Annotated in this window: 20 protein-coding genes and 1 tRNA gene; 4 read left to right on the top strand and 17 right to left on the bottom strand. The window is 52.2% G+C overall.

Features of this window, described 5'->3' with window-relative positions:
* Positions 1 to 139 precede the first annotated feature (139 nt).
* Complete coding sequence (locus ACS5NO_RS23780; RefSeq protein WP_439417444.1) at positions 140 to 775, top strand: hypothetical protein; 636 nt, start codon at positions 140 to 142, stop codon at positions 773 to 775.
* Here the strand turns inward: ACS5NO_RS23780 and ACS5NO_RS23785 are convergent.
* The 4 genes from ACS5NO_RS23785 to ACS5NO_RS23800 form a co-directional block, all read right to left on the bottom strand.
* Positions 770 to 2,290 carry a GH3 family acyl-acid amido synthetase gene (locus ACS5NO_RS23785; RefSeq protein WP_439417445.1) on the bottom strand — a complete coding sequence of 507 codons (1,521 nt, stop codon included), beginning with the start codon at positions 2,288 to 2,290 and terminating at the stop codon, positions 770 to 772. The genes ACS5NO_RS23780 and ACS5NO_RS23785 overlap by 6 nt on opposite strands.
* Before the next feature lie 78 nt (positions 2,291 to 2,368).
* Positions 2,369 to 3,157 (bottom strand): carbohydrate-binding family 9-like protein, encoded by a 789-nt coding sequence (locus ACS5NO_RS23790; protein WP_439417446.1) that lies wholly within the window; start codon positions 3,155 to 3,157, stop codon positions 2,369 to 2,371.
* Positions 3,158 to 3,230: 73 nt separating this feature from the next.
* On the bottom strand, positions 3,231 to 3,557 hold the full coding sequence (locus ACS5NO_RS23795; RefSeq protein ID WP_439417447.1) for a hypothetical protein: 327 nt from the start codon (positions 3,555 to 3,557) through the stop codon (positions 3,231 to 3,233).
* 69 nt (positions 3,558 to 3,626) lie between these two features.
* Positions 3,627 to 3,869 carry a YcgL domain-containing protein gene (locus ACS5NO_RS23800; protein WP_439417448.1) on the bottom strand — a complete coding sequence of 81 codons (243 nt, stop codon included), beginning with the start codon at positions 3,867 to 3,869 and terminating at the stop codon, positions 3,627 to 3,629.
* Between the two features lie 292 nt (positions 3,870 to 4,161).
* Between ACS5NO_RS23800 and ACS5NO_RS23805 the strand changes: the two genes are divergently transcribed.
* On the top strand, positions 4,162 to 6,105 hold the full coding sequence (locus ACS5NO_RS23805; protein ID WP_439417449.1) for a KUP/HAK/KT family potassium transporter: 1,944 nt from the start codon (positions 4,162 to 4,164) through the stop codon (positions 6,103 to 6,105).
* Positions 6,106 to 6,307: 202 nt separating this feature from the next.
* On the opposite strand, the gene ACS5NO_RS23810 is transcribed toward ACS5NO_RS23805, so the two are convergent.
* The 5 genes from ACS5NO_RS23810 to ACS5NO_RS23830 form a co-directional block, all read right to left on the bottom strand.
* The gene (locus ACS5NO_RS23810; RefSeq protein WP_439417450.1) at positions 6,308 to 7,477 is read right to left on the bottom strand and encodes a chromate transporter; all 1,170 of its coding nucleotides are present in this window, start codon (positions 7,475 to 7,477) and stop codon (positions 6,308 to 6,310) included.
* Between the two features lie 156 nt (positions 7,478 to 7,633).
* The gene (locus tag ACS5NO_RS23815) at positions 7,634 to 8,431 is read right to left on the bottom strand and encodes an SH3 domain-containing protein (protein ID WP_439417451.1); all 798 of its coding nucleotides are present in this window, start codon (positions 8,429 to 8,431) and stop codon (positions 7,634 to 7,636) included.
* Positions 8,432 to 8,450: 19 nt separating this feature from the next.
* On the bottom strand, positions 8,451 to 9,437 hold the full coding sequence (locus ACS5NO_RS23820) for a DUF1259 domain-containing protein (RefSeq protein WP_439417452.1): 987 nt from the start codon (positions 9,435 to 9,437) through the stop codon (positions 8,451 to 8,453).
* A 139-nt stretch (positions 9,438 to 9,576) separates the two neighbouring features.
* Complete coding sequence (locus ACS5NO_RS23825; protein ID WP_439417453.1) at positions 9,577 to 10,413, bottom strand: chromate resistance protein ChrB domain-containing protein; 837 nt, start codon at positions 10,411 to 10,413, stop codon at positions 9,577 to 9,579.
* 294 nt (positions 10,414 to 10,707) lie between these two features.
* Entirely contained in the window at positions 10,708 to 11,115 is a 408-nt protein-coding gene (locus ACS5NO_RS23830; protein ID WP_439417454.1) for a hypothetical protein, read from the bottom strand.
* A gap of 476 nt (positions 11,116 to 11,591) precedes the next feature.
* Between ACS5NO_RS23830 and ACS5NO_RS23835 the strand changes: the two genes are divergently transcribed.
* Positions 11,592 to 11,726: a hypothetical protein gene (locus tag ACS5NO_RS23835; RefSeq protein WP_439417455.1), complete on the top strand. Its 135-nt coding sequence runs from the start codon at positions 11,592 to 11,594 to the stop codon at positions 11,724 to 11,726.
* 216 nt (positions 11,727 to 11,942) lie between these two features.
* On the opposite strand, the gene ACS5NO_RS23840 is transcribed toward ACS5NO_RS23835, so the two are convergent.
* The 4 genes from ACS5NO_RS23840 to ACS5NO_RS23855 all read right to left on the bottom strand — a co-directional run bounded on the left by ACS5NO_RS23840 (position 11,943) and on the right by ACS5NO_RS23855 (position 17,102).
* Positions 11,943 to 12,015: transfer RNA gene (locus ACS5NO_RS23840), tRNA-Lys, on the bottom strand.
* A 78-nt stretch (positions 12,016 to 12,093) separates the two neighbouring features.
* Positions 12,094 to 14,931: a PAS domain S-box protein gene (locus ACS5NO_RS23845; RefSeq protein WP_439417456.1), complete on the bottom strand. Its 2,838-nt coding sequence runs from the start codon at positions 14,929 to 14,931 to the stop codon at positions 12,094 to 12,096.
* A 426-nt stretch (positions 14,932 to 15,357) separates the two neighbouring features.
* Positions 15,358 to 15,750, bottom strand: a complete 393-nt coding sequence (locus ACS5NO_RS23850; RefSeq protein WP_439417457.1) for a T9SS type A sorting domain-containing protein — start codon at positions 15,748 to 15,750, stop codon at positions 15,358 to 15,360.
* A 185-nt stretch (positions 15,751 to 15,935) separates the two neighbouring features.
* The gene (locus ACS5NO_RS23855) at positions 15,936 to 17,102 is read right to left on the bottom strand and encodes a YncE family protein (protein ID WP_439417458.1); all 1,167 of its coding nucleotides are present in this window, start codon (positions 17,100 to 17,102) and stop codon (positions 15,936 to 15,938) included.
* A 197-nt stretch (positions 17,103 to 17,299) separates the two neighbouring features.
* Here ACS5NO_RS23855 and ACS5NO_RS23860 point away from each other — a divergent pair, with 197 nt between their 5' ends.
* Positions 17,300 to 18,382, top strand: coding sequence for an SDR family NAD(P)-dependent oxidoreductase (locus ACS5NO_RS23860; RefSeq protein ID WP_439417459.1), 1,083 nt, complete (start codon positions 17,300 to 17,302; stop codon positions 18,380 to 18,382).
* 70 nt (positions 18,383 to 18,452) lie between these two features.
* Here the strand turns inward: ACS5NO_RS23860 and ACS5NO_RS23865 are convergent, their stop codons facing one another.
* Genes ACS5NO_RS23865 through ACS5NO_RS23880 form a run of 4 tightly spaced genes read right to left on the bottom strand, consistent with a single transcriptional unit; the run spans position 18,453 to position 23,575 of the window.
* Complete coding sequence (locus tag ACS5NO_RS23865) at positions 18,453 to 19,085, bottom strand: OmpA family protein (protein ID WP_439417460.1); 633 nt, start codon at positions 19,083 to 19,085, stop codon at positions 18,453 to 18,455.
* Between the two features lie 47 nt (positions 19,086 to 19,132).
* Positions 19,133 to 20,893 carry a serine/threonine-protein kinase gene (locus ACS5NO_RS23870; protein ID WP_439417461.1) on the bottom strand — a complete coding sequence of 587 codons (1,761 nt, stop codon included), beginning with the start codon at positions 20,891 to 20,893 and terminating at the stop codon, positions 19,133 to 19,135.
* Positions 20,886 to 21,833 (bottom strand): Stp1/IreP family PP2C-type Ser/Thr phosphatase, encoded by a 948-nt coding sequence (locus ACS5NO_RS23875; RefSeq protein WP_439417462.1) that lies wholly within the window; start codon positions 21,831 to 21,833, stop codon positions 20,886 to 20,888. The genes ACS5NO_RS23870 and ACS5NO_RS23875 overlap by 8 nt, the downstream gene beginning before the upstream one ends.
* 47 nt (positions 21,834 to 21,880) lie before the next feature.
* A complete protein-coding gene (locus tag ACS5NO_RS23880) occupies positions 21,881 to 23,575 on the bottom strand; it encodes a trypsin-like peptidase domain-containing protein (protein ID WP_439417463.1) in 1,695 nt (564 codons plus the stop codon).
* Between the last annotated feature and the right edge of the window lie 168 nt (positions 23,576 to 23,743).

Raw genomic sequence — 23,743 nt, forward strand, 5'->3', positions numbered from 1 at the left:
ATCCCTTTTCCCAAGCCTGCTTTTCAGGCAATTTTGTCTCGGTCAATCGGTGAAACGCTGACCAGGTTTTCAAAAACCAATCATTCAAAAATGGGTTATTGTGGTACCTATGCCCCCGTGGGTTTTTGTTTCGTAGCCTATGCTGTCCTCCAAAATTAGCCCTCAAAACCAGGAAATCACGCCCGCGCTCGCTGAGTTCGGAGCCCGTAAAATCATTCCGGCGGTGATCAAAAAAAACGTTCTGGTGGCTTTGTCGTTCTATCCGGCACTAAAAAACACTGCCATCCGATTCGTCTTCAAACAACGCATCAGATCGTCGGTCATGCAGGCCCAGCCGGTTTTTTATACCCTGCTACACCGCCGGAAAAACCGCTCCTACCAGATCAACATCAGTGCGATGTTCAAACTGACGCATACCGCCATCCCAATTCACCAGATTCCTGATGCCATTCTGATCGGCTGGATTGGCCACGAGCTCGGTCACATCATGGACTACGAAAACCGCAGCAACCTTGGCCTGGTGGGCTTTGGGCTTTCGTACGTTCTTTCACCCGCGTACGTCCGGAAAGTGGAAAGAATTGCCGACGCCTACGCGGTCAGCCACGGACTCGGGCGGTATTTGATTGAAACCAAACAGTTTATCCTGAATCACGCGGAGCTTCCGCAAGCCTATAAAGACAAGATAGCCCGCTTGTACGTTTCGCCGGAAGAGATTGTCGACCAGGTGAAAAAACTGGAAGAGCAGAAGCTGGACGAGCAGAAAAAAGCCCTATGACAGACTCCTGATGTACTGTTCAAAGTCCAGAAAATCCTCTTCTTTCATCACCCGGGGTATTTTGGTTTGCCCCCCCAGTTTTTTGTAGTCCTCACTCCAGCGGTAGAATTGCTCGACCGGAATCACCTCCGCTTCCACCCCTTTCAGCGACTTGCTCCGGGCTACTTTGTAATTCTTGTTGGATTCACACAATTCCTGATCCAGCGAAACCGCAAATGCCTGATTGTCAACCGTCCGGTTGGAACCAACATACCATTTGTTGATGTATTCCCCGTCTTTCCGAACGGCGGCCACCACAAATTCCTTGATTTCCAGATCATACTGGCTCTGCAAATTCTGCATCGCCTGGTTCATTTGAAAAACCGACAATTGCTCGCCCACCACGTTCAGGAAGTGCTTCGTCCGTCCGGTAATTTTGATTTCCGACCGTTGCTTGTCCGTAATCATCACCGTATCGCCAATCATGTAGCGCCAGGTTCCCGAAACTGTCGAAATCAGCAATACATAGTCAGTATTTTCCTGGGCCTGTTCCAGGGTCAAAACTTCCGCATCGGGTTTCACCCGGCCGTCTTCGTCCATATTTTCGTTCGAAAACGGCACGAACTCGAAGAAGATACCGTTGTCCAGAATCAAAGCCAGCGATGTTGTATCCGGTCTTTTCTGGGTCGCCAGATAACCTTCGGACGTCAGGTAAGTGTCAATGTAGATCAACGGTTTCGCCAGCAGCTTTTCAAAGCTCTTCCGGTAGGGTTCAAAAGCCACCCCGCCCGTGGTGTAGACCTGTAGATTGGGCCAGATGTCGTGAATCGTGTTCAGGCGGTTGTGCGAAATCACTTCTTTCAGCATCATTTCGACCCAGGACGGAATACCGCTCAGGCTGCCAATATCCCAGTTGGGCGCTTCTTCGGCAATCCGGCGCACCTTTTCGTCCCAGTCGGTGATCGATGCAATTTCGGCACCCGGTTTATAAAACGCTCTGAACCAGGTTGGTATATTGGCTGCACTGATGCCACTGATTTCCCCTTCCTGGTGGTCGTCTTTTTCGATCAGGCTGACACTACTCCCCAGCATCATGATCTGTTTCTCGAAAAAATCGGCCGGCAGATCGAAGTTTTTCAGACTCATCACCTGCTGCATACCCGACTTTCGGATGGCATCCAGCATGTCATCCGTCACCGGAATGGATTTGCTGTTGCTGGTGGTGCCGCTGCTCAGGGCAAAATAGTCCTGACCACCCGGCCAGGTCACATTCTGATGCCCTTCCAGCAAATAATGCCACCAGTCGTCGTAGAGTTTATCGTAATCATGGACAGGCACTTCCCGCTGAAATGATCCGATGACATCGTCACTTTGGAGGATTTTGCTGAAGTTGTATTTTTTACCAAACGCGGTCAATCGGGCCTTTTCCAGCAGGTTTTGTAAAACCGTGAGCTGCGCCTTGGCCGGATCGGGTTCCGACGTGATAAAACCGTATACATCAATTGCTTTGCGGATGAATTCGCCAATTACTGCCATAAAGAGTGTTTACCGGATAGGATTCCTACCCGGTAAAACCGCTTTGCCGTGACATTGTTTGCCAGGGTGAGCTGCGGTTTAGTTCTGAAACTCAATTTCGCTCCAGCGTTCGGGCTGGTGCGTGTCATTGACTCCGTGCGGGCTGAGTACCATGGCTTGCTGCCCCTGTGAACCCGAAAGCGGCACTTTCTGAAAGCGGCCGAGAAACATCCGCCAGCGGTCGCCGTTTTGGGGAGGCAGCGAACGACCGTTGGCCAGCCACGTCAGGCTCTGCCACGGAATGGCAATTTCCAGACTCCAGCCCCGGTCAATGTCCCGGTTATCGTTCAGGCTGCCATCAAGCCGGACGGCGGTTTGCAAACCGGGCAGGTCATAGTTCAGAAAAGCCCAACGGAGTCCGCGCGGGTGGTTTCCGTACCAGAATGTGGCCTCATCCCGGTCAAAGTTGCCGCCAAAGGTCATGGCCTGCGGATGATGGACATCGAAAAGCGGCACATCGAACCGCCCCCCTTTCCGGTAAGCATCGCGCCAGATAAAAAATACTTCATACACGGTATTGCGGGCATTGACCTCCAGTTCGTAGTAACAATCGCCCCCGTCAATGAGTACTTCCAGGTCGTTCTCCTGAAAAATAATCGAATCCCGTTCGGTCAGGTGGGCTTCCAGAAAGGGCTCTTCGGCCACGAAGGCGATGTAGAGAAAGTGGTCATTCCAGCACAGGGCGGTTCGCGTATCGTAGAGCCCCGGCCCGGCGGTCGTCATGTCAACAAAGCGGGGGCTCCAGATGGCCGACTGCCAGGCGGGTTTGGTCAGATCGCCATCGATTTCCAGGGTTTCCGAAATTTTTCGGGCGGTATAGTCAGGCATAAGGGAGGGTTATTTTGGCAAATATACGCGGGATTGCCCGGCCAGCTATCGCTCCGGTTCTAAAAAGAACCCATCAATCTTCATATAGATGGTCAATGATTTTATCGGCAATATCTACACTGTCCATTTCACGGAGTTCGAACTGGGAAAAAAAGCCGATCACTTCAAGCCGGTTTTGTTCACAATACTGGTGCATCCGGCGCGCGACCTCCGAGTTTCCTTTGGCGAAAGTCAGATCGAAATGAACCGCCCGGGTGGTGGGTTTGCAAAACAATACGTATTCCGAATCGTCGGATTCGTCCAGGGGATGGCCCCATTTATTCAGGGCCTTGTCAAAAGCCGTCCGTACCGTTTTGGCAATGGACTTGATATCGGCGACGGTAAATTTCTCGGTCCTCATGCGCTTGTCTTTTTGCGAAAGTACGGCGGTAAACCGGATTACCGGCACAGACTCCGCAAATGACTTGCCTCAAGGCGCTGCGGGGGCCACGACTTTTGCCACATGATACTGCTGGGTATCAAAATCACTTCTGACCTGAAAGAGATCGATCCCCAGCGCGCCCGGACCCACATCAGGCGATTCGATTTTTAGGAGCTCCCCGAATTGGGCAAGTACGTCAGCCGGAACATCGGAAAAGTCGTCCTCTTTTTCGACTGGAAGAACCAGATACCAGTTTTCGTGGATACTGGATTGATAGATATGGGTGATCATCGTTTGAATTGGTTTGAATACGTTTAAAACTCCGTTCAGCCCGTTGTGTTCAGAAAGCAACACCGCACCGTCGGGGGCCACTGAGAACGGGTGCCGTACGCAGTCCGATTACCAAAATGAAAAACGACCACTCCAAAATGAAAAAGTGGACGGAGAGTAATTTCGACCTTCAATTTTTATTCAGCTTATTTTCAATCGGATAGAAAATAATCACCGTTATGGCACACAATTGGATGGGATCATTTTTTAACACCTCATTCTCCCCGCTGCCCTGACAGACCAGGGGCCTTTCATGGAACACAAACAACAGTTGGATAAAGTAACGGCCGCCGGTTTACTGGTAGCCATGGGTATTATTTTCGGAGACATTGGCACGTCACCTTTGTATGTTCTGTCGGCCATCATGGGGCCCACCCAGCCGATTCGGTCGGATGTTGTTCGGGGAGCCATCTCCTGTATTTTCTGGACCCTAACCCTGCAAACCACCGTCAAATACGTCATCCTGATCCTGCGGGCCGACAACAAGGGAGAAGGTGGCATTTTTGCCCTCTACGCGCTGGTGCGCAGGCACGCCAAATGGCTCACCATTCCCGCCGTGATTGGCGGCAGTGCCCTGCTGGCGGATGGCATCATTACCCCGCCGGTTTCGGTTTCGTCCGCCGTCGAGGGGCTGGAGTTATTGTATCCAGACATTCCCACGGTTCCCATCGTCATTGGCATTCTGACGGTTCTGTTTTTGATTCAGGCTTTGGGAACGAGCGTTGTCGGGACGGCTTTTGGCCCCGTCATGCTGCTTTGGTTTATCATGCTGGGGACCCTGGGATTGATCCACATCGCGGATTCACCCGGCATTCTGAGTGCGGTCAATCCGTATTATGCCTGGTGGCTGCTGGCAGAATATCCGGGTGGTTTCTGGCTTTTAGGCTCGGTTTTTCTCTGCACAACCGGTGCGGAAGCGCTATATTCCGATCTGGGCCACTGTGGGAGGGGCAACATCCGCATCAGTTGGATCTTTGTAAAGACCTGTCTGCTGTTGAATTACTTCGGACAGGGCGCCTGGCTGCTCTCAATGGAAGGCCAGGCCCTGGGAGATCATAAACCGTTTTATGCGCTCATGCCCGACTGGTTTCTCTTCGCCGGCATCGGCATTGCGACGGCTGCAACGGTTATTGCCAGCCAGGCCCTGATTACCGGCTCGTTCACCCTGATCAGTGAAGCGATCCGGTTGAACCTGTGGCCCAAGGTGATTCTGCGCTACCCATCCGTCAAAAAAGGGCAGCTCTACGTACCCAGCATCAACCTCTTGCTGTGGCTCGGTTGCGTTGGGGTTGTGCTCTACTTTCGGGAGTCGGCCAACATGGAGGCTGCCTACGGATTGGCCATCACCCTGACAATGCTGATGACCACCATCCTGATGACGTATTATTTATACAGCCACCGGTATAAAGCCTGGGGCGTCGTGTTGTTTCTGGTCGTCTATGTCCTGCTGGAAGGCGCTTTTCTGGTGGCCAATCTCATCAAGTTTCCCCACGGCGGCTGGGTATCGCTCTTTATCGGTTCCGCCATTGCGGTGGTGATGTACACCTGGCTGCGGGCGTTTTACATCAAACTCCGGTTGACGGAATACGTCCGAATCGACCATTACCTGAAACCGCTCATCGAACTGAGCCGGGATATCAGCATTCCCAAATATGCCACGCACCTGGTGTTTATGAGCAATGCCGCCCGTCAGTCCGAAATAGAATCGAAAATCATTTATTCCATCTTTCAGAAGCGCCCCAAGCGAGCCGATATCTTCTGGTTTGTCCACGTAGATACGACGGATGATCCGTATACGATGGAATACAAGGTCAACACGATTGCGACCGACGATGTGTATAAAATCACGTTCCGGCTGGGCTTTCGGGTGGAGCAGCGGATCAATCTGTTTTTCCGGAAGGTGATCGAAGATCTGGTTAAAAACAAGGAAGTGGACATCACCAGCCGCTACGAATCCCTCAGTCGTCAGCACGTCATTGGTGATTTTCGGTTTGTGGTGCTGGAGAAGTTTCTCTCCTTCGAGAACGACCTCCCCTGGATGGAGCGACTGATCATGAATCTGTATTTTTTCATCAAACGATTCACGACTGCCGAAGACCGCTGGTTTGGCCTCGACAGCAGTTCGGTCAAGATAGAGAAAGTGCCGCTGGTGATTCGTCCGGTCGAAAACATCAAACTCAAACGAATCGAAGCCTGAGACTCATCCCGCAAAAGCCCACACACTTCAACGGCGGGCGTGAAGATCCAGCCAGATTCCCCGGCGATTGCTCAAACGGGTTTGGTGAAGGAACTCAGCCAGGCTTGCTGCCGGGTTTGAACTGGCCTGGCAGGTACGGTTTGTGTCGTCAGATCTTGGCTGAATCCGATGAAGACTAAAAGCAGAACGGTTATGGTACGAATCATAAAAGTGTAGAGAAAATACCAGATCGCAGCAACAGGCCCAGGATGGCTGCGGCTGCGATCAGACCTAATTCCGATATCTTTTTATAACGATATAGTAAAATGGTGGCGGTTAATGCAATGATGATCGCTGGCAGATCCACCAGTTGCCGCCGGGCCAGAACGACGACTGCACCAGCGATTGCCCCAACAGCCGCGATCGTGACCCCATCGACAAAAGCCTTCAAACCGGGGTGTTTTCCGTACTTTTTGAAATAAGGGGCTGGCAGGATGGTGAGCAGGTAACAGGGTAAAAACGTGGCGGCTGCGGCCACACAAGCACCGGGAAGTCCGGCCACCAGATAGCCGATAAAAGCGACGGTAATTACCACCGGTCCGGGCGTAATCATAGCCACAGCCACAGCATCCAAAAATTGCTGTTCTGTCAGCCAGCCGTATTCCTTGACAACACCACCGTATAGAAAGGGCACGATGGCCAGACCACTGCCAAACACGAAGCTACCGGCCTTGGCAAAAAACAGGGCCAGTTTCCACAGAACGGAGTCGGTGGGTACCGCTAACACCTGCGTGAGAAATGGCCAGCCAGCCTGGCTCACTTTTGAATCCAATCGCAGCGGTGGCGCTTTGATTAGCCAATAAATCCCACCCGATCCGATGACCAGCCACAGTAATTCGGATTCCGTCAGAATGGTGGCTATGGCCGAGATAGCGAACAACAGCCACGCCAGCCAGTCTTTTCCAATCGTTTTGGTGGTTAGTTTATAAGTACCCATCGTAATGATGCCAATAACCGCGGCTCCAATGCCATAGAAAATAGCCTGCATCCACGGCAATCCGTCAAACTGCACGTAAGCCCAGCCCAGCCCTAAAACCATCAGGAAGGATGGCAGCACAAACGTAAAGCCCACCAGGGTGGCACCCCAAATGCCGTAATGAACATACCCCAGGTATATCGCTAATTGAGCCGCCAGCGGCCCCGGAGCCAACTGAGCGAGTGCCATGCCTTCCCGGTAATCTTCTTCGGTTATCCATTGTCGATTTAACACCAGATCCCGGTGCATGGCACTGACTAAGGCAGGAGGACCGCCAAAGCCAAAGGTTCCCAGGCGCAGGAAGTAACTCGTGAGTTGCCAGAGTGAATACGGGGGCGTGAGGAGTTCAGAGTTCATGACTGTAATGAATACTGAGGGGTTGGGCAACCAAGTGGCTACTCAACAGCAGGAAAAGAAAGAGGAAAACGTTTTTCAAGTTCGTTCGGCAGGCGTTTCTAGCCCCCTTTGCAAACATCAGGGCCGCTTCGGCGACCGTCCGCGGCTGCGATCAGATCAAAAGCTCGTAGCCAGCATCAGTCCGTACTGAAAACCCGGGCCGCGTTTTGCTACGCCCAGAATTTTCCCGTCATACCAATACGCACCCACTTCGGGGAGCAGGGCTATATTGGGCCGGATATCTTTTTTCAACCCCAGCGACACGCCCGCGATGTTGACAAAATTAGCCTTTGCACCCCCAGTGGCTGTCGGGATTCCAAGGTGAACGTAACGACCCATGATGGTCAGTACGGTGGTGCCACCCAGATGGTAGGAGTTTAGCAAGGCTACGTTTGGGCTGTAAGCCAGCCGGTTCCGATCTTCAATCAGGACGTGTGCTCCGCCCAATCCCAGCACGATCCCCCAATCAACCTTGCTGGTGGGTGGGGTGAAGCAGTATTTCGCGTCTAAGTTGATGCCAAAACCCGGCCCAACCGACGCGAAAGGCAACGGAATGGGGGCCAGCCGAAGCCCCGCGTCTAAACCCTTTGCCAGGCCCAGCCGAAAGCCTGCGTGTGGAATGGTGAAAAATGCACTGGTTTTCCGGGGGTCGCCGAGGAAAACCACCTGCCCACCCATACCGGCGGCAAAGCCGATTTTTTTGGGCGGCAACGTCCGGGCTGTACCAAAGTTAACGACCCAGAACAGTTTTTTTTTAGGGTATTGAGGAGCAAGCGCGATTAATTCAGGTGCGACCCAGTCAGCAAAGGCTACCGATACGGAATCGGGCCGGGCCAGGGCGGTGGAGAAACACGCCCAGACTATCAGGCAGGTAAAAAAGACCGATTTGATAGAGCTATGTTGTAAAAAAGGCATATCCTGTACGTTTGTCAAATTAGTGTTTCATCCCATCGTTGCCCGTTTTCTTCTCCCCGCGACCCAATTGGTTCAGGGCCGCCCGAAAACCTTTTGCCAATTCCGGGGCCGGACCGCGCCCGTAGTAATGCAGGAAAACCGTCCGGGGTTGTTCCCCCAGCATGTGGTGATGCAAAGCAACCACTTCCAGTTTATGTTGCCGCAGCGTTCGAACGACAGCATTGACCTCACTTTCCAACATAGCAATGTCACCGGCAATATGCGCATCAGCTTGCTTTCCGGCAAAAGAAGCCCAAGAGTTTAGGCCGATAGCGGCCGTCATTTCCGCCCCCATCGCGATAATCTTTACGTCATCACGACCCACGGTGTATTTGTAGGTGGGACCATTGACCGACCCGGTATAGTTGACGATGGCATCCAGTGCGGGCAGATCGAAGAAGTCTTTTCCGGTTGATGGCGTCGTGCCACTTTGCGCCACGGGCGTAGGTTGGTTTGCCGGGAACAATTTGGTGTTGCCAATCGCCTGTGCGTATTTTTTGGCTAAATCCGCCACCGTTCCGACCCCGTGCAGGTGCATGTAGAAGATGCGCGGTTGTTCGTAGAAAAAGTGGTTGTGAATGGCCGAAATTTCCAATCCGGCTGCGTGCGTGGCATCGATGAGGGAATTGACTTCGGTTTCCAGCAAAACCGTATCGCTCATCATGACCGTCTGCTGACCGTCCACCGTTTTCTTAAAGGATACCCAGCCGCCAAATCCAAAAGAGATGGGTACGACTTCCCCTTTGACCGTGACTTTCAAATCATTGCGGGGCAAAGGTACGGTGTAAACCGCCTGCGCTTCGTTATACGTACCCTTTTTACCCAATGCCGTTGCAATGGCTTCCTGTTCACTCACACTCAAAGGTGGGGTGTTTCCTAAAACCGCATTGGGGTCTGGATCCTGGGAACCGCACAAAGGTACAACGCCCGCGATAATGGTATTTTGAATAAACTGTCTGCGTTTCATAGCTGGGTTCGTACAAACTAAAATTGAACTTCTTCTGCGTAGTATTGAAAAAAGAGATCAGACAGAGAGGGTAGCCGGGTACAATGCTACGGGCTTCTACGAGCGAAAAATAGAACAGAACTAACCATTTGTACATTCTTTACTTTTTTGGCAAACTTTTTCGAAAATCGGAAGGATTTTGCCCGGTATGTTTTTTAAAGATGCGGGTGAAATGGCTTTGGTCGGAAAAACCCGTCAGGTAGGCAATTTCCACCAAAGAATGTTTGGAGGTTTGAAGCAAGTCCATCGCTTTTTCAATGCGAAGCTTGCGGATGTATTCCCCGAAGGAGAGATTGCCGAAGTATTTTGAAAACTCCCGGGATAGATACGCTGGATTGACATCCAGACTTTCCGACAATTCCTTCAGGGTGAGCGCCAGGTTGGTATCGGCCTGGTCCTGAATCAGTTCCTTGAGTTCATTAACCCAGACCGGTATTTTCCTGCCCCTGGGTTTGAGATAGGGATGCAGGACTTGAATCAGTAATTTTTCGACGGTACTTTGGGTGTGTTTTTCGCGCTGCAAATACTTCGCCCAGCTATAGAGTGCATCATACAGGTGCATTCCCTGCTCCAGCAGTTCGTAGTCCTGGCGGATATTGAATGCCAAACCCGCCGAAATCGCCCATAAACCGGCAGCCTGGGGAGCCAGCGCATGGTCATCTGTGTCCGCTCCCCGAATGATCGGAGCCATCGCGTGCAAGGCGGGATCGACCAGCTCATGCTTTTTGAGGAAGTAATCAAACGTACACTGATCATTATAATGGGTGTATTCCACGCCCGGGATGTCGAACGGGATAGCCGACCGTTCTTGTGCCAAAGCCACTACTTCGGTATCTGGAACGAAAAGAATTTCGGCCTCGGGATCAATGAACCGCCTGATCAACCAGGGACAGGCAATGCGATCAATTTTGGGACGTTCCCGCGTAATCCATTTCATCTCTGTAAAGTTTTATTCCTGCTCCAATCTCTTCAAGACCCCGATCTGGGACGCTATGGCATCAGCCAAAAGCCGGAGGATAAAAACAAATTCCGGGTGCCAAGCCTGCGCAATATCGCCATGACCACTTAGTATATGCACGACGGTCGTTTTAAAATGCTGGGTCAGGTGCTTAATCCCTACACCACGGGTATTCAGGATGACCCTCAACTCGACTCGCTTCTTAAGAAAAACGATACACCCGGCATTCCCTTGAACCGGCAGGAGCAGCAGGATATTGTTGTTCGTTGGCGATTATGGAATGGACTTTTTAGGCTCCAAAAGAGTCAGATACTGCGCAAACTCGGCACCGGTCATGTCCGAAATTTTCATGGCAAATAATTTCTCTTTCAGGGCCATCTGTTCGATTGCTTTATAGTGTATCAGTAAATTTTGAATCATTTCGGGGTTATTGACGGTCAGACCAAAGAGAAGCATGGGGCTCCCCTGACTGTTGGTGTAATAGAGTTTGTAATCGTGTGGCGCATTATTGACGTGTTTCGCACCAAATTCCAGTAGTTTTCGAATGGCGGGAAAGACCCGGTCGAGATCGTCTTGCGCATAATCGCCGGTTTGTAGTTGTTGATGAACTTTTCCCTGGCTGGCCCGCGCCATAAAGTGTTCAATGGCCTCTAGTTCTTCACGATTGATTGTAGATTCCATACGGGATCTGTTTTAGTGGTTGAATGGTTGAGTCTGTCTTACGCATCTTATAAGTGATAGCGCAACAATTCCAGGTAGTGACCGGGCGATAGATGGAAGGAGAAAACGCATGATCAGCCAGACAGTCGCTATGACCGAAATGACAATCCGGGTTATCCCGTACGAAAGGATTCAGTATTGCAAGAAAGAATAGAAAGTGGGCTAGCTAATAGCCAAAAGAAGGCTGACTCCAGACTAAAAGGTCAGCAGGAAGAAGAAAATGCAAAAGGGGGAGCACGAAGCAGCAGAGAACTAAAGGCCGGTGGTGGTGCCTTGGCACAGGCATAGGTGAGCCAGGCGGTACGGCTTACCCAATGAACGGATGAAACCTGAAAAGTAAAGAGGCAATTCTCACTAATTTCCGGAGTCGTTACCTGAACGTGATCGTTCTTTGCAGCAGCTACATACACGAACCCGGTTTGAACAGCTCCATGCGTGTGCGAGGTCCAGTCCAAGTCATCGGACTTATTGGCCTGATCTTCGTGATGGTGGTGGCCTATTCCCTCGTGATCATGCTCATGGGTGTGATGATGCGGCAACCAGTCGTGAACCAACACGAGGGTGTAGGTTAACAGTAATAACGACGTTATAAAGGTCCGCCAGATCATTCACGGGTAAAGGTATGGAAAGAATAGTTTGAGGGCAAGCGTGATTTCACTCATTCGTAATTGAGATCGGATCGCACTCCAATGGCTTTGTTTATTACAACTCGAATAAGTCTGTTGCAACTTGTATTGCGAGCAAACAAAATAGCACTTGCAATACCTTTGCAAGTGCTATTTTTAACGTGACCCCGGACAGGTTCGAACTGTCGACCCATTGATTAAGAGTCAATTGCTCTACCAGCTGAGCTACGGAGTCGGGTGGTTGGTTAACAAGGATGCGAATGTAATTCGTTCCGGGGATAAAACAAATTCCAGGCGAATCGAAAGAAGTCCGTTACCCTTCGCCCGTTCCTCCCCCCTCCGAATTAGCCTCCAGAACACCCTGGATCACCGGCAGTTCGGATTCCAGCACCAACAGATACTGACTGATCAGCGGGGCGATTTCAGACAGGGCCTTTTTGTCGGCAATCAGGGCTTCTGTGGCCGTAATGAGTCGGGCGGCCTCGTTCAGACCAAAGGTCTGAATCACGGCTTTCTGAGTATGAATCAGCCGCTTAATAGCGAGCAGATCGCCTTCTTCCAGCGACTGTTGCAATTGTTGAATCTCCACCGGCGTCTGGTTCAGAAACAACGTCATCATTTCAACCGCAAAATCCATGTCATGCCCAACGGCTTCCAGGAGCGGTTCCACCGAGAAACTGGGTTTCGGCGTCATATACACTTTTTGGGTTTGAACTTTAGCCGGTGCGATCGGCAGGTATTTACGCATAATTCGTTGTAACTCTTCAATTTGAAACGGTTTGGGTATAAAATCATTCATACCGGCCTGCAAACACTGCTCCCGCTCATTGGCCAGCGCATGGGCAGTCATGGCAATAATTGGCACCGGGCTTTTCAGCGTCGTTCGGATCCGGGTGGTGGTGGTATACCCATCCATCACCGGCATCTGAATGTCCATTAATACCAGGTCGACCTCCTCTTTTTCCAGAATCGAAAGGGCTTCCTGGCCATTCTCAGCTACCTGCGCTCGGTAGCCCAGCCGGTTGAGCACCTGAAGGGCCAGCCGCTGGTTCATCACGTTGTCTTCCACCACCAGAATGGTCACCTCGCGCCCCCCCAGCCCGGACGTCTCCATAGTCAGATCGACTTCATGCTCGGGTTGATGGGGTGCTATTTTATACGGAATTTCCACCGTAAACGTGGAGCCCTCTCCCATTCTGCTTTCCACCTTGATCCAGCCGCCCTGCATTTCCGTCAGCGACTTGACAATGTTCAGCCCCAGCCCCGTACCGCCGTAATACCGGGTCGTGAAATCACTGGCCTGCCGGAACCGCTCAAAGATATGCGGCAGAATGGCCGTTTCCATGCCAATTCCCGTATCCTCCACCGTGAATCGAATACGAACGCTCTCCGGTGTTTCCTCTTTCTTTTCGATGCGTACGGAAACCCCGCCCTGACGGGTAAACTTGATGGCATTGCTGAGCAGATTCAGCAGGATTTGCGTAAGCCGGGTGGGATCGCCCAGAACGACCGCCGGCAAATCAGGATCGGCCGTAACCGTCAGCCGCAGGTTTTTATCCGTTGCCGACGCATCGAGCATCGTCCGGATCGAATCCACCAGGGAACCGATGCTGAATGGAATGCTTTCCAAGGGCAACATCCCCGCTTCGATTTTGGAAATATCCAGAATGTCGTTTACAATCGTCAGCAGATTTTTGCCGGCCGTTCGGATGTATTCTACAAACTCTTTCTGCTCCCGATTCAAAGCCGTCGATTCCAGCAGGTTGGAAAACCCCAGAATGGCATTGAGGGGTGTGCGGATTTCGTGGCTCATGTTGGCCAGAAACTGCTTCTCGGTATGCCGGGCGTCTTCGGCAACCTGCGTAGCCTGGGCCAGTTGCTGTTCGAGCCGTTTCCGTTCCGTAATGTCGTAGTGAATGCCCATCGATCCGATCACGTTCCCGCGTTCGTCGATGATGGGTGCCCCACTGATGATGACCCAGATGCGTTCGCCATCTTTCCGGATCAGTTGCATTTCGTATGAATTGGCACCGCCCTCTCCCCGAAATTTCTGCTGTTTCCCCAGAAAGTCTGTAAATTCTTTCGGTACCAGCAATTCGTCGGCCCGCTGCCCAATCAGTTCTTCTTCCGTGTAGCCCACCATCTGGCAAAACCGGTCGTAGGCCTGCCGAATAACCTGATTGGCATCGACTTCGAGTAACCCGAGTTCCATCCGGTTCATAATCCCCCGGTATTTCTCTTCACTCCGCCGAATCCGTTCATCATAGCGGTATTTTTCCGTGATGTCGGTAAATTGCCACAGGTGACCCCGGTACTGACCCTCCTGAAAAATGGGGATATAACTCCAGTCCAGAACGCGCCCGTCCAGCAGGTTAACAGACGCATTGACCACGGTATGCTGCCGACGGATAGCCTCTTGCATCTGTTGACGGAACAAATCCGGATTGGCAAACAAGGTGTCGTTCGGATGAGCCCACTGCTCAAACCCGGTCCCGATCAGTTCGCCGACCGGCCTGGAAATACCAAACAGATCGCAGTATAACTGATTGACAACAATAACGGTACGGTTTTCATCTTCAACCAGCACCCCGGTTTGCAGGTTGGTAATGAGCGAGGTCAGCCGGGCCTGTGTTGTCCGGAATTCGTCTTCGTTGATGATTCGGTTGGTAATGTCACGGGCCACGGCCACCAGTTCGGGCAGGTCGTTTTCACCACCCACCACCCGCAACGTCTGACCAATCCAGACCGTGCGGCCGTCTTTGGCCAGCACCGGAAACTCCGTGTAGGAACTCCGCTGCTTGTCCAGTAACATCTTCTGGTAAAACTCCGCTACAGACGCTCGCCAGGACGGCACCACGAGCGTCATAAAACTCAATCCAATAATTTCGTCTTTTGTATACCCCAGACACTGTTCGACAACCGAATTGACGAACGTAAAATAACCGTCGATCGACGTCTTGAAAATAATATCCGGCACCGACTCCACCACGTGGCGGTAGTGTCGTTCACTTTTTTTCAGTTCCTTATAAAGAAGAAGCTGCTCATTAGCCTGGGAAAGCTGATGGTTTTTTTCTTCCAGAATAGCCTCCGTCTGCCTGCGGGCTTCTTTTTCAAGAGCCAGTTGGCGTTCGAGGTGCTCTATTGGGGACATATACGGGTTGACAATGATATACGGACGGTACCTATCTCTTCGTTAAGGGCTTCCGGTAAATAAAGCTTTTTATGGATGTGAATTAGGCTTCCACGAATCAATTAATCGACAACGAAATGGATCCCCACGTCGGTTTCCCTCTGGAGTTAAGCACGACTTGTCTCTTGCATTGACTGATAAACCACCAATATGTTACCAAATAGGCGGTATTGTAAATTAATTGGAGCAACAATTATGCCGTGGACCGTCCCGTAAAGGTAAGAATTCCGCCGGTCTTTTCAGATGATCCGTCTTCTGACAGAAGGAATAAGCGAAAAACTTCCCACCTAAACCAGCCAATTTATCAGACAATTCAAATGATAAAAAAAACAGGAAACCCGGTTTTTGAAGCCGGGTTTCCTGTTCAATAATTCGAATGCGGAGCGATTAGTTCATGCTCACCAGACGCTGCGATTCAACTACAGGTGTTTTGGTTTGCAGTTTTACAGTTTTAACCTCCGTATTAGCGCCGTCGGTGATTTCAACTTTGTAGACCCCGTCTTCTAGTTGATTCAGATCAAACCGGATGGTCGTGATCTCGTGGCCCTCGCCCAATCGTTTGGTAGCCAGCGTCCGGCCTTCGCTGTTGATAAGCCGAATATTGATTTTACTGTCGGTTTCTTTCTGAACGTTCACACTCACCTTCATACTGTTGATCATGGGATAAACGGCCGATTGAAACGTTGATTTTGGTTTAACTTTTTCGTTGTTGTCAGCAGCAAACGTGGTTGAAATGGCAAAAGTCAAAGCCAGTAAAGTGGAAGCGAATAGCGTTTTCATAAGATTTGTTGTTTAAGGATGTTCGTGTTTTGTGTTGTTTACTGCCTGGATCGGCCGTTTTGATGATTCAAAGGTAGTCTTTCATAAGGTACCTTGCTATGCATAGTACTTTGGCGGCAAAAATACCTGGACGAATGGTCAATAAACCGGATGAGATTTCGGAGGACCTTCCGAGTCGGCGTTTTTCAGGCTTTTTTGGGTGCCTTTTTCTGCTGACCAATGCCAAACTGATCGCCCGCGGCCACGGCTTTTCCACCACTGAAATGGATTTCAACCATCTTCTCGCTCTGCACCCAGTTGTAATTCGAATCCTCCAGGCTGGTGATAATTTTACGTGTTTTCACCTCGATGACATCCCCGGTAGACGGATAGGCGTATTTTCCGTCCACACTGAACGTAATCCAGCCCGGCATGTCACGCACCAGAATAGAGGTTTTCTGAACCGGCGGCATCACGGTATTGTCAAAAACGTGCAGCCGGTTGTTGGCACCGTCGCACAGCCAGATCTCCTTTTCATCGGGTGTCATCCCAATCCCGTGGCTTGGACAGCCGTGGCGTTTTACCTCGCCGATGTTGAAGCCCTCCACCACCACGCGGTGCAGAAACTGGCCGCTCACCAGATCGCCCACCTCGAAACCCAGCAACCCATTCACGTTTACGTACACCAGGGTCTGCGAACCGTTAATGGTAAACGGACGGATGTCGGCCCCAAAAGGCCCGACTTTTTTGGTGACCGTATGCGTTTTTGCGTCAGCTACATTCAGCATCGTCGATTTCAACCCGGCCAGGTATACAAAATTCCCATCAGGTCCATAAATGGTATTGTGTGAACCCGAATTGGTCACGATTTTGGTGATGACGTTGCCGGTTTTGGCATCCACCACCGTCCAGAATTCTTTTTCCAGTGAAGGCATGTAAATCGTTTTTCCGTCCGGCGAAATCGAAATCCGGTCAACACCGCCTTCGTATTCCTTTTCCCACAATACTTTCTCGGTCGTCAGGTCGAGGCATTGCAACGCTTCCAGCGTGCTGATATACAGGCAATTGGTAGCCAGGCTAACATCCACGCCCTTCACATTCGACGGTTTTCCGTTCTTCTGAAAACCCTTCGTCGGGATAAATTTCACAAACCGGTGGTGGTTATCGATGTCGAAAACCTGAATCCCGTGGCCACCGTAGCCCAGGTAATTACGCACACCCGGCGTTACGACATACAGATACCGCTGCACTTTCGGCGCGGGTTTCACCAGGAAATGGCTGTTTTTTTCGGTAGAGGTAAAAACCCAGGCCGTCGTAAATGTAAGCAACAGCCCGCCAAGCAGAAAGCATGAAATCATTCGTGTCGGTTTCATTTCAGGAGGATTTAGGATGTTATTATCGACGAATGAAGAAAAAATTCAGCCCAATCTACCCGCCGGAAAGTGGGGGAAAGACCGAAACCCGAGCGGTTTTTAATCCCCCTGCGTGCTTTTTTGAATGAAGCTTAAAATATTTCCAACCATCTGACCACCTACGCAGTTAGATTGAAACGAATCAACCAACGCACATCATGACGACAAAGGCAAGCAAAACAGCACTGATTACGGGAGCCTCAAGCGGAATCGGCCAGGAACTGGCAAAACTGTTTGCAAAAGATGGTTACAACCTGGTTCTTGTTGCCCGCAGCACCGACATTCTGAACGAACTCGGCGGACGGTTTTGGGACGAATACGGGGTTGAAACGACGGTCATTACGAAAGACCTTTCGGAAGAAGATGCCGCTCAGGATGTCTATAACCAGGTCAAAGCGAAGAATCTATCGGTCGATGTACTGGTCAACGACGCCGGTGTCGGCCTTTACGGGCTTTTTGCCACCGAAACCGACTGGGAACGGGAAAAATCGCTGATTCACCTGAACGTCCTGACCACCACGCAGATGACCAAGCTCTTTCTGAAAGAGATGGTGGAGCGGAATGAGGGAAAAATCCTGAACCTGGCGTCGCTGGTATCGATAACCCCCATGCCGCTGATGGCGGTATATGCCGCCACGAAGGCCTATATTTATAATTTTACGCAGTCGCTGATCAACGAATTGAAGGACACCAACGTCAGTGTGACGGCTTTGCTTCCCAACGCCACCGATACCGACTTCTTCAACAAAGCCGGTGCCGCGAACACGAAAGCAACTGAGAATCTGGACAATCCGGCCACGGTTGCCAAAGATGCATATCACGCATTGATGAAAGGAGCGTCGAAAGTCGTACCAGGCGGTTTGGTCAACAAAGCCTACGAAGTGGTGTCGTACGTGGCTCCGCAGGAAACCCTGGCGGGGATGATGCGGAAGACAATGCAGCCGAAAGCGGAACCCAAAACCGATGAAAAAGACAACAAAGCGGCTTTGACGTGGGGAATCGGTCTGGCGGCTGTGGTGCTGGCCGGAGCGGCCATTGCCCTCGTGTATGCCAATAGCAGCGAATACGATAAAGTTCGTTATCGCTACAAAGCGGGTAAAATCAAATCCGGTGCCGACGACGTATACGACGATGTGAAAGACAGCCTGCTCAACGGATTGAACAGCATCAAAGATGCCGTCAGCACGGCGAAAGAAGTGGTCGCCAAAGCGAAAGAAACCTTCGCGGAAGCATTGTCCTAACGGAACGATTCGAAACCCTGACAGGGTCTTCGACCACATCGGTGGCCCGTCGCTGTCAGGGTTTCGAACTTCACAATTCACTCAAATACAGCACAATCCCCGCTGAAATCCGAAAGGTGCTGACATCGGCTTTGTCCGTCGTCCGTTCGCCGTTCAGATCGATGCCCGATTTGCCACCTACCTGAAAAGAACCGTTCAGGGTCAGGGCCACAGGCAACGACAAAAAGTAATTGAGTCCCGCGCCGATGTGGGCGGCTCCCCCTTTGAACAGAATGTTGTCGTACGAATTGTTGTTGATCACCTGATCGACTTTCCCGGCCCGGTGAACATACCCAATCTCCGCAAAAGGGCGCAGGGCGTGGGTGGTGGCCGAAAAATTAAAGCGCACACCGCCCGTCAGGTTCGTGAATTGAAAAGACTCGGCGTCAATTTTTTTCAGGTTCATTTTCGTCCGGTCATACTGCGCAAACACCTCAAGCCGCTGCGTCAGACCAAACCCGACACGACCGCCAAAACCGATGCCGTTGCCGGAATTTTCGTCCAGGAACTGGAAATAGTCCGACGACCAGCCGAGCATGTGGCCCTGCAAACTTAGGTTAAGGCCTTCAGTCGTCGATTTCTGACGGATGGTTTGTGAGAAAGCGGGTGCCGATTCGACTAAACCAGTCAGCAAAAACAACAAGAATATCAAGGAAAGTCGCATGGTTGAAAGACGGTTTAAGTACAAAAAATCGACTAATGGATACTGGATTAAAAAGTAAGAACCGTGTCGCCGGTGCGGACTTCGAAGGTTTGGCCGGCCGGAAAAACCACCGGTTTCCCTTTGACTTCTTCACTGATGGTGGCCGACCGCAACGCGAGCCGTTGGCCGTTGGCGGCTTCAACGGCATAGATCCGAAATTCGAGCAAGTCCTTTTTCCGGAATAGATCGTTGCCCGCCTGCCTGATCCGGGTCACTTCTCCAAAAGCCGTCGCACCCGCCAGAATCACCACTTCGCCCTCACTCACCACCGCGTCGATGACCCGAAACCGAACCGTCTCTCCCTCCTGAGCGCGGGACGACGACAGATCGTTGCTCAACGCCAGCTTCACCGGCAAACGCCTGATGGCAACCGACTTGCGGGTCACCGGTCGTTTCACCGGTTCCGGCATGGGCTCGGTAGTCGTCGGCGCAACGGGTTCTGCTTTGGGCGGAGTCACCGGTGTTTCCTCAACCGATTTGGGCGGCACGGTTTTAGGTTTTATTGCACCCGGTTTTTTCGGCAGGCTCGTTTTGGGTTTGTTTTCAACCGGATCAGGTGTTGGTTCAGGAACCGTCACCCGGTTTTCGCGGGGTTCCGCATAAACCAGCGTCGGCGAGGTTACTTGCGAAACAACGGGCTTTACCGGTGCCGATGGCTTCTTGCCGCTATCACCGATTTTTGTCGTGGGTTTGGGCAGCGGCTTGCGTTCCAGCAGCAGCATCCCCAGAAACAGCACCGCGACCAGCGTGAGCGTTCCCGCCAGTAGAAACTCCCAGTTCGTACGAAACCAGTCCGGCGTATGTTGGGCCAAAAACCGCTCCGAAAAGGATGAATCGGCTTTTTGGGTTCCGACCAGCTTTCGGTTGGGCTGCATATCTACCACATCCGTGACCGGCAGTGGTGGTATGATTTGGGCGGGATCCAGAACCGGGGCCGAGGCATAAAAAGGTTGCAGGGCTTTTTGAAAGGCTTTGGCGTCGGCAAACCGTTTGGCCGGATTTTTATCCAGTGCTTTTTGCACCACCGCTTCCAGTTCTTTCGGAATCTGACCATCCAGTTTTCGCAGCGGAATCGGTTTTTCCCGCACAATGGCCTGCATCAGTTCGTAGTCCGTCCGGCTGGCAAAAGGCAGTTTTCCCGACAGCAGTTCGTACAGCAAAACGCCCATGGCATACAGATCCGAAGCGGGCGAAGGCTCCTGTCCTTCAATGAGTTCCGGAGCCATGTATTCGAGCGTACCCACAAGGCGGTTGGCCTGCGTCAGTCGCTGCTCCCCGCTCACGCGGGCAATGCCAAAATCCATGAGCTTGATGGTGCCTTCCGGCGTCAGCATCAGGTTGGCCGGTTTGATGTCCCGGTGCAGAACCCCCTTCCGGTGCGCGTGCGCCATGCCTTCGAGCCCCTGTCTGACAACCTCCGCAGCAATGGCGGGTGACAAAGCCCCGGCTTTTCGAATCAACGCTTCCAGACTATCGCCTTCGACGTATTCCATGGCCATGAAATAGTCGGCGTTATCCTGCAAAAAATTGTAGACAACCGCAATGTTGGGGTGGTTAAGCCGGGCCAGGATCAGGGCTTCGTTCCGAAACCGCTCCATGAAAGACGTCTGCGAAACGAGGTGCGGGTGGAGCATTTTCACCGCAACCAGTCGTTGCAGCAGCGTATCGGTTGCCTGATAAACCGTCCCCATACCGCCTTCGCCCAGGAGCGATTCGATGCGGTAGTGCTGGATGAGACGGCCTTGTAGGGTGGGCTTCTGGTTATTCATGAGCACGTTCGCTGTCACGCGTAAAGGGTACGTCAATTTCGCGGGTTTCGCGCGGGGCGGGCAACGTTCCGGCGACGGTTCGCTCGGCCAGAACCACGGTGATGTTGTCGTGTCCACCCCGGTTTTTGGCCAGTTGAACGAGTTCGGAAGCGACCTGGGGCAAGGTGTCCTGGGCCAGCAGCCGCAGCAAATCGTCTTCCCGGCAGTATTCGTACAGACCGTCGGAACACAGCAGCAGCCGGTCACCGGTATCGAACGGCAACACACAACGGCCCAGATCCACCCGCAGGTCAGCTTTCGTACCCATTGCCTGCGTCAGGACGTTGCGTTCGGGATGGCGGGCGGCTTTTTCCTCCGTGATTTCGCCCATTTTCAGCAATTGCTGGACATACGTATGGTCTTCCGTCAACTGAACGAGCTGGCCATTTTTGTACAGATACGCCCGGCTGTCGCCCACATGCGCGAAGTAGAGTTGCTCGTTCTGAACCACCACGGCGGTGCAGGTTGTCCCCATTCCCCGGAAGGTTTCGTGTTGAAGCGACTCGTCAAAAATTTGCCGGTTGGCGATCTGAAAAGCACGCATCAGGCTGTTTTCAGTGGTATCGCGGAATTGAAAATACTCCCGGCTGACCATCTCGGCGGCCATCTGACTGGCGATCTCCCCGGCCAGATGCCCACCCATGCCATCCGCCACCAGCAACAGATACCCTTTAACCCGGCGGATGCCTTCATCGGCCAGCCGGACGAACAAACCGGTGTCTTCGTTGTTTTTCCGGACATTCCCAATGTCCGAAACGACAATGGCATTGAGGTCGCCGGAAACGACGGGCAGCGGGGTCGACTCTTCCCCCCCGCGTTCCGCCGACACGCTTTCTTCAACGGTTTCCGGCAAGGCGGGTGACAATTTTTTCCCGAAAAGATACTGGACGATTTTTCTCATGAACGTTCTTACTATCAGTTCGTTAAAGCATCTTTTCAGGACTTGAATCAATCGACCACCTGCCGACGTCCCATCAGTTCCAGGCCATACGAGATGGGCACGGCGAAGGTGATGCGGGTCGCATCCTGCGTGGTGTTACTGGCGGTGAATATGCCGATGACGTTGCCTTCCCGGTCGAAAACCGGCCCTCCGCTGTTGCCCGCGCCGGTGGCGTTCACCGTGAGCTGGTAATAATCCCCGAACTCGCTGTAATAACTGGACGACTTACCGCTGCTCTGGCCTTTGATGATTTTGCCGACGTTGCCGGGGGTGACGGTCACGTCCGGCACCTTAACAAACTGCGGGTTGCGATTGGCAAAATCCGACGAATTTTCACCCACAAACACATCCGGCGAAATACCGGGATAACCCATCACCGTGACCAACTGGCCCGAGGCAATGTCTTTTTCCGCATTGCGCATCTGAACGGGTGACAGCGTTTCAGCCAGGTCGATTTTGATCATGGCCACATCGTGTTTCGGCGAGATGATGGGTTTTCCGCTGGCCGGAAAACGTTGTTCGTTTTTGTTAAAAGTCACGTCGAGGTACGTATTGACGCCTTCGATGACTTTTCCCGACATCGGTTTTTTGCCAAAAAACCGTGTTTCACCCGGCACCCAGCGGAACGGCTGCACCCGCTCCGGGCTGATTTCCCAACCCTTGGCACCCTGCACCAGCAACAGGCCGGGAAACGCATCGGGCGGGAAATTGTAGTAGGAATTCCAGGCGGCAGCCACGTGGCGGTTGGTCAGAATGTGGCCCTGGGGCGAAACCACAAAACCCGATCCGCTGGCCCCGTGCATGGCAATGGGTTCGCCCACGGCCACGTCTTTTTTCAGCCCCAGCAGCGGTTCGATCTGGCCGGGTTCGACTTCAATGTACATCGGAATATTTTTAGTGGTACCGTCCCATTGTTTGACCGGCATATACTGGTGGTAAATATCGTCGCCGGTCGGGGTGTAGATCAGTTTGTAGCCAAATTCGATGAAAACCACTTTGCTGGTGTTGGCGGTGGCAATTTGCTCGGTTGTCAGGGAATGATCCGGTTTGGAAGCCGGTAACACAACCGGTCGGTTGACAACCACCGTGGTATTGGTGCGGAACTTGTCCTTAAACGCGAAGGCAATGCCCGAAAGAATGGCCAGCACCAGGGCGGCTCCCACCAGCACCGAGCGCGTTGTTTTTTTGCGTTCGGTCACCATCATCCGTTCGACGGTTTGCTTGCCCAGGCCCACCTTGGCCGGCACACCGGAAAACGCATCAACGTCGGCAACCGGGGCGGGCATTTTGAATTCACTGGTTGGGTTGTAGGGTGCGGGCATGTCAACCACCCGCGTGCTCTGCATCCATTCGGCGGGGCGGGGGTTGAGGTCGAACTGGAAAACCGGGCCGCCCTGGCCAAGCTGCACTTCGTCGCCCGGTTGCAGAATCGCCGAACCGACAATGCGGGTTTTGTTGACGAAAATACCGTTCCGGGAGTTGTTATCGACCACCTTGAAAACCGGCAGCGGGCCTTCTTCTTTCACGAGTTTGCCGTGTTCGCGGGAAACCGTCGAGTCTAGTTCGGGATCGAACCGCAGGTCGTTGGCGATGCCCCGCCCGAACGTCAGTTCAGTGTACTTTTTGTAGTCGAATTCTTCGACCTGGTTGGCTTTGGTGCCGGTAAGATGGCGGATGACAAACCGTTCTATTCGAGTGGCCATGAGTGACAGGAGTTAATACGTTGTAGGGTTGGACTATTTTACCGTTTGGACGATACAAAGGTGGGGAATCGGTCGGCGGGAGGAAATCGGGAAAAGCCCTGATTTTCGACTCCGGGAAACCTGTATTTTACGTCTATAGGAAAACCTATATTTTACGGTAGTCCGTTG

The organism is Larkinella fluvii (assembly GCF_051857545.1).
Lineage (GTDB): Bacteria > Bacteroidota > Bacteroidia > Cytophagales > Spirosomataceae > Larkinella.

Bases quoted from the DNA above. Each gene is read 5' to 3' on its own strand.
- ACS5NO_RS23780 (WP_439417444.1), top strand. From the start codon at position 140: ATGCTGTCCTCCAAAATTAGCCCTCAAAACCAGGAAATCACGCCCGCG.
- ACS5NO_RS23785 (WP_439417445.1), bottom strand. From the start codon at position 2,290: ATGGCAGTAATTGGCGAATTCATCCGCAAAGCAATTGATGTATACGGT.
- ACS5NO_RS23790 (WP_439417446.1), bottom strand. From the start codon at position 3,157: ATGCCTGACTATACCGCCCGAAAAATTTCGGAAACCCTGGAAATCGAT.
- ACS5NO_RS23795 (WP_439417447.1), bottom strand. From the start codon at position 3,557: ATGAGGACCGAGAAATTTACCGTCGCCGATATCAAGTCCATTGCCAAA.
- ACS5NO_RS23800 (WP_439417448.1), bottom strand. From the start codon at position 3,869: ATGATCACCCATATCTATCAATCCAGTATCCACGAAAACTGGTATCTG.
- ACS5NO_RS23805 (WP_439417449.1), top strand. From the start codon at position 4,162: ATGGAACACAAACAACAGTTGGATAAAGTAACGGCCGCCGGTTTACTG.
- ACS5NO_RS23810 (WP_439417450.1), bottom strand. From the start codon at position 7,477: ATGAACTCTGAACTCCTCACGCCCCCGTATTCACTCTGGCAACTCACG.
- ACS5NO_RS23815 (WP_439417451.1), bottom strand. From the start codon at position 8,431: ATGCCTTTTTTACAACATAGCTCTATCAAATCGGTCTTTTTTACCTGC.
- ACS5NO_RS23820 (WP_439417452.1), bottom strand. From the start codon at position 9,437: ATGAAACGCAGACAGTTTATTCAAAATACCATTATCGCGGGCGTTGTA.
- ACS5NO_RS23825 (WP_439417453.1), bottom strand. From the start codon at position 10,413: ATGAAATGGATTACGCGGGAACGTCCCAAAATTGATCGCATTGCCTGT.
- ACS5NO_RS23830 (WP_439417454.1), bottom strand. From the start codon at position 11,115: ATGGAATCTACAATCAATCGTGAAGAACTAGAGGCCATTGAACACTTT.
- ACS5NO_RS23845 (WP_439417456.1), bottom strand. From the start codon at position 14,931: ATGTCCCCAATAGAGCACCTCGAACGCCAACTGGCTCTTGAAAAAGAA.
- ACS5NO_RS23850 (WP_439417457.1), bottom strand. From the start codon at position 15,750: ATGAAAACGCTATTCGCTTCCACTTTACTGGCTTTGACTTTTGCCATT.
- ACS5NO_RS23855 (WP_439417458.1), bottom strand. From the start codon at position 17,102: ATGAAACCGACACGAATGATTTCATGCTTTCTGCTTGGCGGGCTGTTG.
- ACS5NO_RS23860 (WP_439417459.1), top strand. From the start codon at position 17,300: ATGACGACAAAGGCAAGCAAAACAGCACTGATTACGGGAGCCTCAAGC.
- ACS5NO_RS23865 (WP_439417460.1), bottom strand. From the start codon at position 19,085: ATGCGACTTTCCTTGATATTCTTGTTGTTTTTGCTGACTGGTTTAGTC.
- ACS5NO_RS23870 (WP_439417461.1), bottom strand. From the start codon at position 20,893: ATGAATAACCAGAAGCCCACCCTACAAGGCCGTCTCATCCAGCACTAC.
- ACS5NO_RS23875 (WP_439417462.1), bottom strand. From the start codon at position 21,833: ATGAGAAAAATCGTCCAGTATCTTTTCGGGAAAAAATTGTCACCCGCC.
- ACS5NO_RS23880 (WP_439417463.1), bottom strand. From the start codon at position 23,575: ATGGCCACTCGAATAGAACGGTTTGTCATCCGCCATCTTACCGGCACC.